Origin of the sequence: Streptococcus mitis (genome assembly GCF_946190285.1) — a bacterium.
Lineage (GTDB): Bacteria > Bacillota > Bacilli > Lactobacillales > Streptococcaceae > Streptococcus > Streptococcus mitis_CP.
This window is the reverse complement of the sequence record NZ_CAMHZX010000002.1, coordinates 27,089-40,199: the sequence shown is the minus strand read 5'-3', so window position 1 is coordinate 40,199 and position 13,111 is coordinate 27,089. Positions and strand designations below refer to the sequence as shown.

Sequence of the window (13,111 nt, the reverse complement as noted above, 5' to 3'; positions counted from 1 at the left end):
TAAACAAAAATCCCACCTGATTAGGTGGGTTTTCTTATGCACTATTTTCCAAAAATCTCTTTGAAGTCTGCGTCTGTAATCCCAATCATAGCGGGGATGCTGTTCCAATTTTCTTCGGTCAGGATGTAGGATTGTTCAGATGCACTTGATGTGGCAGTTTCAGAGACCGCTGGTTGCTTTTCTTCAACATTCTCCAATAAATCACTGAAGCGTTCAATCAGATAAGTTTTTCGAGCAGTTCCGATGTGTTGAGTAGCATAGTCGAAGGCCTGTAATTCACCTAGTAAGATAAGTTTGCTTTTGGCGCGTGTAATGGCTGTATAGATGAGATTGCGCTCCAGCATACGCCTACTAGCACTAGTGATAGGTAGGATGACAACAGGGAACTCACTTCCCTGTGATTTATGGATGCTCATGGCATAGGCCAGGCGAATCTTGTACCATTCGTTACGTGGGTAAGAGACCTCGTTGCCGTCAAAATCAATAACAATCTCGTCTTGTTTCGACTCTGTGTATTTACCAGGAATCAGGTCTGTGATAGCTCCTAGATCCCCGTTAAAGACATTGATTTCAGCATCGTTAACCAAATGAATGACCTTATCTCCCTTGCGATAGTGGCACTGGGGAGCTTCAAAACTGAGTTGATCTTTTTGTGGTGGGTTTAGCAGGTCTTGCATGAGTTGGTTGATGGCATCAATCCCTGCCGTCCCTCGGTACATGGGAGCCAGAACTTGAATATCACGGGCAGGAATACCACTTCTTAGGGCAGCGCCTAAAATCTTTTCAATGGTAGCAGGAATATGGCCACTAGCAATTTCAAAGTAGGAACGGTCTGCTTTTTTCTGGGTAAAATCAGATGGCAAGATACCCTGTCGAATTTGACTAGCTAGGGTGACGATGGTTGATTCTTCGCTTTGCCGGTAAATTTTTTCCAAGCGAGTCTGAGGGATCAAAGGAATATGAAGGAGGTCAGCTAGAACTTGTCCAGGGCTGACAGACGGTAGCTGATCGCTATCTCCCACGATGAGGATTTTACTGTTAGAAGAGATGTTTGAGAAGAGTTGATTGGCCAACCAAGTATCCACCATAGAAAATTCATCCACGATGATAAAGTCGGCATCCAGATAATCTTCCAGATGACTGGTATCATCGTCACCTGTCATTCCTAAGTGGCGATGTATGGTAGCGCTAGGCAAGCCTGTCAATTCATTCATGCGACGAGCTGCTCGTCCAGTTGGAGCAGCAAGAAGAATCGGCAGATTGCTTTTTTTCCTGAGGTCAAGTCCTTCTAAGAGGGCATAAACAGCGATGATCCCATTGATAACAGTTGTCTTACCAGTACCAGGCCCACCTGTCAGGATAAAGACCTTGTTCTGGATAGCATCACAGATGGCTTGTTTTTGAATGCTATCATACTCAATTCCCAGCTCTTCCTCGACAGTAGTGATATGTTTTTGAATGGTTTCTAAATCATGACTCTTCTGTTTTCCTTTTTCAAGGATACGAACCAAGTGACTACGGATGCCTTCCTCAGCGAAAAAGAGGCTGTTGTCAAAAATCTTGGTATCAACTTGCTGAACCTTGTCTTCTTCAATCAGGTAGGAGAGTTCTTGGGCCACTTGACTGGGATCCAGTTCCACGGGGCGGGAAGACTCAAGGAGAGTAAGGGTTTGTTCTAGCAAATCCCGTGCTTCAACATAGGTGTCCCCTGTTTCCATACAGGCCTGAAAAAGACTGTGAACTAGACCGGCGCGGAAGCGTTCAGGAGCCTGACTTTCGATACCTAGTTCTTCCGCTAATTGGTCAGCAATGGTAAAGCCCAAACCCTTGATATCCTCGACCAGTTGGTAGGGATAATTTTCAACCACATCAAGAGTTTCTTCCTTGTAAAAGTCTTGAATCTGGAAGGCTAGTTTGTTGGGAATGCCGTAGTTGGCCAGTTTAGCTAAAACCATCTCTGTTCCGTAGTTGAGACGGAGAGTAGAAACGAAAGCCTCTCGATTTTTGGCAGAGAGTCCTGCGATGCCTTCTAGCTTTTCCGGGTGTTGCAGAATTTCGTCAATGGTATTGTCGCCATAGGTATCCACGATTTTCTGAGCTGTTTTGAGACCAATTCCCTTGAAATGGCTACTTGAAAAGTACTTGACCAAGCCCTTGCTAGTTGGTTTTGAGCGTTCATACCGGCTGATTTGCAGTTGCTCCCCATACTTGGAGTGCTGGACAATTTGCCCCCAAAATGTATAGTCTTCGCCCTCAATTACGTCAGCCATGGTACCGGTGACAATGATTTCAAAATCATCAAAATCCTCTGCGTCCGTATCTTCGATTTCTAGGAGGAGGATGCGATAAAAATTGCTGGGATTTTCAAAAATAATCCGTTCAATGGTTCCTGAAAAATAAACTTCCATAAAATTCCTTTGCATGAATAGGTGAGAGTTAATACTCTTCGAAAATCAAATTCAAACCACGTCAGCTTCGCCTTGCCGTATATATGTTACTGACTTCGTCAGTTCTATCTACAACCTCAAAGCAGTGCTTTGAGCAACCTGCGGCTAGCTTCCTAGTTTGCTCTTTGATTTTCATTGAGTATAACTTTGTTTCTATCTTAATCAAACTGGATAGTGAATAATCATCTTTTCACGATAGAAGAAGAGGCTGAGATTGGTGCTTCTCGGCCTCTTAGGTCTCTTAAAATGTTCCGATACGGGTGATTGGCCAGAAGCGGAATTTAGCTTCCCCTGTGATATCTTTTGCTTTAAAGGTACCTACGTGGCGGCTGTCGCTCGAAACCAAGCGATCGTCTCCAAGGAGAAGGTATTCTCCTTCTGGAACTGTAAAGCTAAAGTTGGTATTGTAGTTGACATCGACTGTGAAGGCTTGAGCTTTTTGAGCGATACTTCTAAAGAAAGTTCCTTTATTTCCTTCAAAGCCCTTGCCTGAGTATGTGCTTTGGAGTTTGTCATCCTTGAAACGTTTGATGTAGTCAGCTAGGTAAGGTTCGTCCGTCTCTTTATCATTGATGTAAAGTTTATCATTTTCGTAACGGATGGTGTCGCCAGGCATTCCAATCACGCGCTTGACGATGTCCTTATTGCCATCTTCCTCATGGGCAACCACGATATCAAAACGGTCAATAGGGAGGTGTTTGACAACAAAGAGGATTTCGCCATCCGCTAGGGTAGGATCCATGGAATGCCCTTCTACGCGGACATTACTCCAAAAAAAGATACGGCTCAAAGCCAGTAATGACAGAATTAGGAGGAACAATCCCCACTCTTTTAAGAAATTTTTAAATGAATTCATAATTTACCTTTCTAAGCGTTTTTTCGCTTTTTCAGTATTTTTAAAGTGCAGTTTGGCGCAGAAGTTGAGTCCCTGCATACCATAGGCTTGCAAAATCTGGCTAGCTACCTTATCAGAAGCCGTTCCAGCCCCACTTGGGAGTTGATAACCCAGTTCTCGTCCCAGATTTTCTAGATTTTCCAGAAAGAGATCACGCGCAATGATAGAAGAAACTGCGACAGCCAAGTATTTTCCCTCAGCCTTTTCTTCCAAGCTGATAGGATTGCTGAAACGATTGGCCTCTTGTGCCAAGTACTTGTCATAATTTTTAGCACTGGTAAAGGCATCAATCACAATTTTCTCAGGTTGAACACCTTTTTGAAGGAGGAGGTAGATAGCCTGATTATGGAGGGCTACCTTAACTGAAACAGCGTTGTAGCGGTCTCCGATGACCTCGTTGTACTTGCTTGGTGAGAGAAGGAGTGCCTGGTGCTGGATTTTTTCCTTGAGAATAGGGGCAATCTGACGGATTTTTTGGTCTGTCAGAGTCTTAGAATCTCCCACACCGAGTTTTCGTAAGAAATCATGCTGGTCAGGTGTGACAAAGGAAGCCACAACTGCAAGCCCACCAAAGTAGGAACCATTCCCTACCTCATCTGTCCCAATCAAAGGGAGATTTTGTCCGCTGGTTTCCTCTACAACTTGATAGCCAAAGAAACTGGCGTATTTCTCAGCTCCTTCACCCTGAAGCAAGACCTTTCCAGAAGTATAGATAGAAACCGTTGCTTGAGGTAGTCGCAAAAAGTAGCGAATATAGGGATTCTTGCTGGGAGTCAGACTGCTTTGATAGTGTTCAAGAAAAGCCTGGATCTCCTTTTCGCTTGGTGTGAGTGTTATACTTGCCATAGTTTCTATTGTACCATAAAAGCAGGCAAATTTGTAAAAACTGACAAAGTTAGCGAATTTTGGTATAATATCGTGAGGTGAATTTTATGGCAAATCTAAATCGATTCAAATTTACATTCGGGAAAAAATCATTAACCTTGACAAGCGAACATGATAATCTTTTTATGGAGGAAATCGCCAAGGTTGCGACAGAAAAATATCAAGCAATTAAAGAACAAATGCCTAGCGCAGATGATGAAACCATCGCTCTTTTGTTGGCAGTCAACTGTTTATCAACTCAGCTCAGTCGTGAGATTGAATTTGACGATAAGGAGCAAGAATTAGAAGAACTCCGTCACAAGCTCGTGACTTGTAAGCAAGAACAGAGCAAGATTGAGGATTCCTTATGATTTCACTCCTTCTTCTATTGGTCTTGGCTTGGGGATTTTATATCGGCTATCGGAGAGGCCTTCTCTTACAGGTTTATTACCTTATTTCAGCTATGGCATCTGCTTTTGTGGCTGGCCAGTTTTACAAGGGGCTGGGAGAACAATTCCACTTATTGCTCCCTTATGCAAATCCGCAGGAAGGTCAGGGAACTTTCTTTTTCCCATCGGATCAACTCTTTCAGTTGGATAAGGTCTTTTACGCAGGGATCGGCTATTTGCTTGTATTTGGGATAGTCTATAGCATCGGTCGTTTGCTTGGTCTCCTCTTACACTTGATTCCTAGTAAAAAACTGGGTGGTAAGTTGTTCCAAGTTTCAGCAGGGATCTTGTCCATGTTGGTGACCTTATTTGTCTTGCAAATGGCCTTGACAATCTTGGCGACCATTCCCATGGCAGCTATACAAAATCCTCTTGAAAAGAGTATCGTCGCAAAACACATCATCCAGAGCATACCAGTAACAACCAGTTGGCTCAAACAAATCTGGGTGACAAATTTAATCGGATAAAAAGGGCAGGAGTTTTCCTAGCCCTTTGTTTACAGATTTGACTAGAATCTATCAGAATGTAAAAAGCTAATACACCTAGACATTCAAAGACAAGGAAATAAAGATGAACAAGAAAATATTAGAAACGTTAGAGTTCAATAAGGTCAAGGCCTTGTTTGAACCCCATTTGTTGACCGAGCAGGGCTTGGAGCAATTGAGACAGCTGGCTCCGACTGACAAAGCAGATAAAATCAAACAGGCTTTTGCTGAGATGAAGGAAATGCAGGCTCTCTTTGTTGAGCAACCGCATTTTACTATTCTTGCAACCAAGGAAATTGCAGGAGTCTGCAAGCGTTTGGAGATGGGGGCAGACCTCAATATTGAGGAGTTCCTACTCTTGAAGCGCGTGCTTCTGTCTAGCCGAGAACTGCAAAGTTTTTATGCCAATCTGGAAAATGTCAGCTTGGAAGAATTAGCCCTTTGGTTTGAGAAATTACATGATTTTCCGCAATTACAAGGAAATCTCCAAGCCTTTAATGATGCAGGTTTCATTGAAAATTTTGCCAGTGAAGAATTGGCACGAATCCGCAGAAAAATCCATGATAGCGAGAGTCAGGTTCGCGATGTTTTGCAAGATTTGCTTAAGCAAAAAGGGCAGATGTTGACAGAAGGGATTGTTGCCAGCAGAAATGGCCGTCAGGTTTTACCAGTCAAAAACACCTACCGTAATAAGATTGCAGGTGTTGTTCATGATATTTCTGCTAGTGGAAATACCGTCTATATTGAACCCCGTGAGGTGGTCAAACTGAGCGAAGAAATTGCCAGTTTACGAGCAGATGAGCGCTATGAAATGCTTCGAATTCTTCAAGAAATTTCTGAGCGTGTCCGCCCTTATGCGGCTGAGATTGCTAATGACGCCTGGATTATCGGTCATCTGGACTTGATTCGTGCCAAGGTCCGATTTATCCAAGAAAGGCAAGCAGTCGTTCCTCAGCTGTCAGAAAATCAGGAAATTCAACTGCTCCATGTATGTCATCCTCTGGTTAAAAATGCCGTCGCAAATGATGTCCATTTTGGTCAAGATTTAACAGCCATTGTCATTACAGGTCCCAATACAGGTGGGAAGACCATCATGCTTAAAACTCTGGGCTTGACGCAGGTTATGGCTCAGTCAGGTTTGCCGATTTTAGCAGATAAGGGAAGTCGTGTTGGTATTTTTGAAGAAATCTTTGCTGATATTGGCGATGAACAGTCTATTGAACAGAGCTTGTCTACCTTCTCTAGCCACATGACCAATATTGTGGATATTCTTAGCAAGGTCAACCAACATTCACTCTTACTCTTGGATGAGTTGGGGGCTGGTACAGATCCCCAAGAGGGAGCTGCCCTTGCCATGGCTATTCTGGAGGACCTTCGCCTGCGTCAAGTCAAGACCATGGCGACCACCCACTATCCAGAACTCAAGGCCTACGGTATTGAGACAGCCTTTGTGCAAAATGCCAGCATGGAGTTTGATACTGCAACTCTTCGCCCGACCTATCGCTTTATGCAGGGTGTTCCTGGCCGAAGCAATGCTTTTGAAATTGCTAAACGTTTAGGCCTATCTGAAGTTATCGTAGGGGATGCTAGTCAGCAGGTCGATCAGGACAATGATGTCAATCGGATTATTGAGCAGCTGGAAGAGCAGACGCTAGAGAGTCGCAAACGCTTGGACAATATCCGTGAGGTGGAGCAAGAAAATCTCAAGATGAACCGAGCGCTCAAAAAACTCTACAATGAGCTTAATCGTGAAAAGGAAACGGAGCTTAATAAGGCGCGTGAACAAGCTAGTGAGATTGTGGACATGGCCCTAAGTGAGAGTGACCAGATTCTCAAAAATCTCCACAGTAAATCTCAACTCAAGCCTCACGAAATCATTGAAGCCAAGGCCAAGCTGAAAAAATTGGCTCCTGAAAAAGTGGACTTGTCTAAAAACAAGGTACTTCAAAAGGCCAAGAAAAAACGAGCTCCAAAGGTGGGAGATGATATCGTAGTTCTTAGTTATGGCCAGCGTGGTACCTTGACTAGTCAACTCAAGGATGGCCGTTGGGAAGCCCAAGTTGGCTTGATTAAGATGACCTTGGAAGAGAAAGAATTTGACCTTGTTCAAGCCCAGCAAGAAAAGCAAGTCAAGAAGAAACAGGTCAATGTCGTGAAACGAACTTCTGGTCGTGGCCCACAAGCCAGACTGGACCTTCGAGGCAAACGTTATGAAGAGGCCATGAATGAGCTAGATGCCTTTATCGACCAAGCCTTGCTTAACAATATGGCTCAAGTTGATATCATCCATGGTATCGGAACAGGTGTCATCCGTGAAGGTGTCACCAAATACCTACAAAGAAACAAACATGTCAAGAGTTTCGGCTATGCCCCACAAAATGCTGGAGGCAGTGGTGCGACTATTGTGACTTTTAAAGGATAAGAAAAGCCTGAGGAAATATGTGGTTCCTCAAGCTTTTTCTTTTTCTAGCCTAGACATCTAAAGGTTGTCCAGTGTGATTGAGTTGTGTGACAGTAACAAAGAAGTCCTCTCTCATTCGAGTCAGAAGTTGATTTGGATAGATTTTTTCAAAGTTATCCAGACTAGCAAAGATATGCTTAGCAAGCTCTAGACCTTTGACATCGTCTTGTCTGAGAAAATTATTAGCCCGTTCCATAGAAAGACTAATCATCTCTGTCATCTTGGTACTCAGTAGAGGGAAGGTATTAATCACTTCCAGAGTCTTCAACGCTAGATTTTCAGCTTTATCATAGTAGCCGTTAACAGAGTAATGCTTGATAGCAGTTCTTAAGCAGGCAATATAGTAGTCAGCAGTACGAGTTGAATGGTACTCTGTCTGTTTTTTTAGAGTATCTAATAAGTGGTAGAGTCTGTAGTCTAAAAATTCGATTGAAAAGTGAGGAAGGATAGATGAAAAGATATTCACTTCAATTTTATTCCAATCGTCCAATTCACTAAGATAGTTTTTGATATATTCTAGTTCTTGATAATCTTTTGGAGTCAGAAAAGAATCACCGATGATGTTTGCGATAGCAAATTTATTGACTACACGATTGGCAATCACATAGTGTTCAGCTATTCCAGGATTCTCCAGAGGTTGATTAATCAAGCTAAGAATCTTTTTAAATTCACGCTTATAGGCCAAATCAGCAACTTGAGCCTGTAATTTATGAAATTCCGTTGGAAACATCTGCGTTTTGAGACTATCAAATGTCTCCTTATCAATTCCAATATTAGAAAGAATCTCTTCAAATTTTTGAATGGTTATTCGAGATTTTCCTTGCTCAAACTGACGTAAAAAGTGAGGAGTCACCGTTGTACCAGCAGCTTCCTTTTGAGTAAACCCTCTTTCCTCACGAATAGCTTTATAGACTAATCCATACACACTTTCATCTTGCATCCTAAATCTCCTCGAGTCCTTTTTTCCATTCTATCATAATTCTACCAGTTTTTAAGGGAAATTTTAGAAAAAAGTAATTATAGTTACGCTTTTTCGGGGGGGGGGGGGGTATTTGTTTAATAAAGGTAAATATAGATACGCTTTTAGTAAATAAGGTAAATAGCATGCTATACTGTAACCGTAAACAATAAAATTTTAAAGGAGAATTTTGATGAAAAAATACATTTTACTCGCTTCTGCTGTTTTAGCAGTGGGTCTTGCTACTACAACAAGTGATACAAATCCTTTCTTTGTGTCAACAGTTAGAGCGGATGAACAAATGCTGACTACATCTGCAAAATACTATATTCTTGTTCCGAAGGGTTCAGAAGTATTTAAAAATTGGAGAGGTACTGCTAATCGTCCCATTATTTGGGCCACAAAAACCACTCCAGAATTATCTTATTTCGAAGAATCTGCTCGCAAGTATATAGCTAATGAGAATAAGTCTGGTGCCAATTACATAGAGTGGAAGGGGACTGTCGAAGAATTTAAAGAAGCAATTAAGAAACTGACGGATAAAAAACCAACTCCAAATCCATCTCCAATTCCACAATCGGATAAAAAACCAACCCCAGATCCAACTCCAATTCCACAATCTACAGTTCCGTCTGGCTGGTCAGGTTCTTCTTACTATCAAAATGGTACTAAAGTTACCAGTAAGTGGATTTATGATAAGAACTATAATTCCTACTTCTACCTAGATGCTTCAGGTAACTATGTTCAAAATGCATGGGAGGGTGATTACTATCTTAAGTCAGGTGGCTACATGGCTAAGAAGGAGTGGGTTTATGATAAGAACTATGGAGCTTATTATTACTTAACATCAGATGGCTATTATGCCCGTAACACTTGGGTGGGTAATTATTATCTCAAGTCAAATGGTAAAATGGCTAAAGGTGAATGGATCTATGATAACAACTACAAATCCTACTACTATTTGACAAAAGAAGGAAGTTACGCCCGTAATACTTGGGTAGGCGACTATTATCTCAAGTCAAACGGTAAGATGGCTAAAGGTGAGTGGATTTATGACAGTAACTACAGTTCTTACTATTACTTAACTTCAGAAGGAAGTTATGCTCGTAATACTTGGGTAGGTGATTATTATCTCAAGTCAAACGGTAAGATGGCAGTTAGCGAACGTACACCAGATGGTTATCAAGTTGATGGCTCAGGCAAGTGGATCCGCTCTCAGGAAAGTCCTACAGCTAGCAGTTCACAAGCAACATCATTAGGAATAAGCCTTTACCATGTTAATGATGCTATGACTTATATCGATATCGCTCTACCTAGCACTCCATCTTCATCTTATAAAGTATACTATGATTTTGCCTTAGTTGATGCAAATACAGGTTCAGTTTCTACACAAACTCAGTTTACTGTGACCTACAATCCAAGTCTACGTGCTTTTCAAACTCGTCACTTCTTTAGTGCAACTCCAGATGGTAGTTATCGCTTTGTTATCAAGGGAAAAGGACAAGATGGAAAGGTATACGATGGACAATCTGTTGTCTTTCGTGTAAAGAATCATCGTTTTGTCGGATAGATGAGTGATAGGTTTTAAACAAATAAATATTAAAAATAAAATAAAGGAAATGAATAACATGAACAAAAAGAAATTATTAGTATGTGCTTTGGCACTTTCAACAGTCGGAGTATTGTCAACAATTGACACAGCAGGAGTTTTACCTTTTTCAGCACAAACGGTGCAGGCTGATGACATCGTTGCAGTTGGTAATGTTGATCACAAGGTCAATCTAAGTTTGGTTGGTTATGATAAAAATCGTGGCGTTTCTGTCACTTTTTCAACTGATAGTGTTAATCCTAATTTTGTTAATAATTGGAATAGTAAGCAAGATTATATTTTTGTAAGAACGAAACTTGTTAACGCTAAAACAAAAGAGGTTGTAGATGATAATACTGGAGCACAAGTTAGTTTAAGATCCTACGATTTAACAAAAAGTAGCAACGACTCTTATTTATATGATTCGATTCCTGATGGTGAATATAAATATGAAGCTTATGTAAGTGAATTTTATATTGATCCTCAAACTAAGCTTCGTCATCAATACAAAGGAGAATCTCCTATTTTTAGTATTAAAGACGGTAAATTTGCTGGTCTAGTATCTTCAACACAATCATCCACAACACCAACAACTACTGAAACTCCAAAACAATCTACTAACTCTAACTCAGGTCAGACTGGCTGGTCAGGTTCTTCTTACTACAAAGCTGGTGTTAAAGTAGTCAATCAATGGATTTTTGATGTTCAGTACAATTCATACTTCTATCTAAATGCTTCAGGTAACTTTGTTCAAAATGCTTGGTCAGGCAATTACTACCTCAAGTCAGGTGGCTACATGGCTAAGAGCGAATGGATTTATGACAATAACTATAAATCATACTATTACTTGACAGCAGAGGGTAGCTATGCCCGTAATGCTTGGGCTGGAAGTTACTACCTCAAATCAGATGGTAAAATGGCTAAGAGTGAGTGGATTTATGATAGTAGCTACAGTTCTTACTATTACTTAACTTCTGAGGGTAGCTATGCTCGTAATAAATGGGTTGGTGACTACTATCTCAAGTCAAATGGTAAGATGGCAGTCAACGAACGTACCCCAGATGGCTACAAAGTAGATGCATCAGGTAAGTGGGTACGCTAGAATCATAGCTTGTGAGAAATGGCCTATGATAAATAAATAGAAATGAAAAATAATTTGCGAATAGGCAACATTTTGAATACAATAAAAATAGCGAAAGGAATTGGCACAGGCTGGTTCCTTTCTCTTAGATAAAGGAGCAATATGAAAAAGTTATTATTAGCCACAACACTTTCACTGACACTAGTTTTAGGAGGTTGTCAGTATCTACCTTGGAATAAAAGCGCGGAACCAGCATCCGAGGAAGTGGCAACTCCAGAGATAGATTACAGCAAATATAACAAGGTTTTGGATGACTACGAAAAAGTAGCGAAAGGTACCTTGCCGACTGGCATAGATGTCAATCCCCTAGCTACTCAAGTAAACTCTTCTCAAGGATTTTATACAGATGTGGTTTACCACAAGACAGATTTGAATAATGATGGAATGGATGAACTCTTGATTGCTCTTGAAATGAAGGGTGGCGGGAAGAGTTTGCTTGATATCCGCACTTTGAAAGATGAAAAAGTGATCCGTTTGACCAATCAAGAAAATCATTTAGACCAGATTGGTGAGAGAATAACAATCGGTATTTTGCCAGACAATTCCCTGCTCTATCGTGGAGCTGGTACAGCAACGAGTCACATCTATGCTCACTACCAATTTAGTGAAGACGGACAGTCTTTGGTAAAAGGTAAGGAGGCTCAAGAACTAGTGGATCTTGGGGTCGGTTCTCCCATTTCTCTAGAGACTTTAAGCTGGAAGTCAGTTTCAGATAAGATTCCTGGCGGAAGCAGTGCAGACAAGGGTACAGATGAAACTAAACCAAGCGTAGATTACAGTCCTTATAACAGCATTTTGAAGGATTATGAATTTATTTTAGACCATAAGTCAGAGGTTAAGGATAATATCAATCTAACTGCTAATGTCTATGCAGGGATGGCAGAACGCAGTCAAGCCTTCACCTATGCAATGGTTGATATGGATAAAAATGGCATTGATGAATTGATTGTATCTTCGAAAAATGGTAGTGAAATCTTAGATATTTTCACACTCAAAGATCAGAAAGTCATTCGCCTCACCAATGCTGAAAATAAAATGCAGATGCTTGGAACACGCTTTAAGGCCTATCTCCTAGAAGATGGGAAGCTTTATACCCAGTGGAATCCGTTCGCAGGAGACCCACAAACCATTCATACCATTTGGAAATTGAATAGTAGTGGGGACAAACTAGAGAAGGTTAAAGAAGCTAAGACAGAGGATGAAGTCAGTCCTGGTACTCGAATGAATCTATCTAATCTGACTTGGAAATCTGTAACAGAAAAATTTGCTACAACATCATCTTCAACCAGCAAAACTGCTTCTAAAAAAATGGATATTAATGCCATAAAAAATGGAGATTTCTCTAGTATTGAAGGAGGATGGAGTAAAGGTAATGGTGGAGAAGATTTAGTTTTTAGTAAGGATGGGCTAGTGGCTCCAGAACAGTTTACAGTTGACCTTACAGAATCAGAATTGGTAAATGGTTTGTTGATAGCTCGCTATTCGGCCAAAGATTTTGGAGTCTTTATTAAGTTTGTACCAGCAGGTGTTAGAATACCGGATGGGACATCTATGGGTAAGGTAGTTACGGATGCTTCGGATATTAGTAAAGATAGAATCATCTTCCATGCTGCATTTCCGTTACATGGGGATCCAGAACAATTCTTATATCGTGTAGAATAAGAGTGAAACAGATTGATTTAATAACTAATAGCACCCCACGCACATGGAAATGCTCAATCTTTCTTCTACAGAGTCAAATAAGAATTTCCCAGTAACACATTGACAAAGGCCAACATTTTTTGTAAAATAAGAATCAATTAAATACCAACACCGAATGAAGT

The 13,111-nt window shown here is 41.0% G+C and carries 10 protein-coding genes; 6 read left to right on the top strand and 4 right to left on the bottom strand.

Annotation, left to right across the window (positions count from 1 at the left end):
- Positions 1–41 precede the first annotated feature (41 nt).
- The 3 genes from recD2 to rnhC all read right to left on the bottom strand — a co-directional run bounded on the left by recD2 (position 42) and on the right by rnhC (position 4,188).
- On the bottom strand, positions 42–2,408 hold the full coding sequence (recD2, locus tag N8L39_RS03810; protein WP_261010266.1) for an SF1B family DNA helicase RecD2: 2,367 nt from the start codon (positions 2,406–2,408) through the stop codon (positions 42–44).
- A gap of 280 nt (positions 2,409–2,688) precedes the next feature.
- On the bottom strand, positions 2,689–3,303 hold the full coding sequence (gene lepB / locus N8L39_RS03805; protein ID WP_001083986.1) for a signal peptidase I: 615 nt from the start codon (positions 3,301–3,303) through the stop codon (positions 2,689–2,691).
- Between the two features lie 3 nt (positions 3,304–3,306).
- Positions 3,307–4,188, bottom strand: a complete 882-nt coding sequence (rnhC, locus tag N8L39_RS03800) for a ribonuclease HIII (RefSeq protein WP_261010267.1) — start codon at positions 4,186–4,188, stop codon at positions 3,307–3,309.
- A gap of 86 nt (positions 4,189–4,274) precedes the next feature.
- Between rnhC and zapA the strand changes: the two genes are divergently transcribed.
- The 3 genes from zapA (at position 4,275) to N8L39_RS03785 (ending at position 7,562) form a co-directional block, all read left to right on the top strand.
- A complete protein-coding gene (zapA, locus tag N8L39_RS03795) occupies positions 4,275–4,577 on the top strand; it encodes a cell division protein ZapA (RefSeq protein ID WP_000002019.1) in 303 nt (100 codons plus the stop codon).
- The gene (locus N8L39_RS03790; protein WP_000624513.1) at positions 4,574–5,122 is read left to right on the top strand and encodes a CvpA family protein; all 549 of its coding nucleotides are present in this window, start codon (positions 4,574–4,576) and stop codon (positions 5,120–5,122) included. The genes zapA and N8L39_RS03790 overlap by 4 nt, the downstream gene beginning before the upstream one ends.
- 103 nt (positions 5,123–5,225) lie before the next feature.
- On the top strand, positions 5,226–7,562 hold the full coding sequence (locus N8L39_RS03785) for an endonuclease MutS2 (protein ID WP_261010268.1): 2,337 nt from the start codon (positions 5,226–5,228) through the stop codon (positions 7,560–7,562).
- A 49-nt stretch (positions 7,563–7,611) separates the two neighbouring features.
- Here N8L39_RS03785 and N8L39_RS03780 read toward each other — a convergent pair whose 3' ends face one another.
- Entirely contained in the window at positions 7,612–8,541 is a 930-nt protein-coding gene (locus tag N8L39_RS03780; protein WP_261010269.1) for a helix-turn-helix domain-containing protein, read from the bottom strand.
- A gap of 211 nt (positions 8,542–8,752) precedes the next feature.
- Between N8L39_RS03780 and N8L39_RS03775 the strand changes: the two genes are divergently transcribed.
- The 3 genes from N8L39_RS03775 (at position 8,753) to N8L39_RS03765 (ending at position 12,950) form a co-directional block, all read left to right on the top strand.
- Positions 8,753–10,129: a PspC-like choline-binding domain-containing protein gene (locus N8L39_RS03775; RefSeq protein WP_261010270.1), complete on the top strand. Its 1,377-nt coding sequence runs from the start codon at positions 8,753–8,755 to the stop codon at positions 10,127–10,129.
- A gap of 58 nt (positions 10,130–10,187) precedes the next feature.
- On the top strand, positions 10,188–11,249 hold the full coding sequence (locus N8L39_RS03770) for an endo-beta-N-acetylglucosaminidase (protein WP_261010271.1): 1,062 nt from the start codon (positions 10,188–10,190) through the stop codon (positions 11,247–11,249).
- A gap of 141 nt (positions 11,250–11,390) precedes the next feature.
- Entirely contained in the window at positions 11,391–12,950 is a 1,560-nt protein-coding gene (locus N8L39_RS03765; protein ID WP_261010272.1) for a DUF6287 domain-containing protein, read from the top strand.
- Positions 12,951–13,111: the final 161 nt, after the last annotated feature.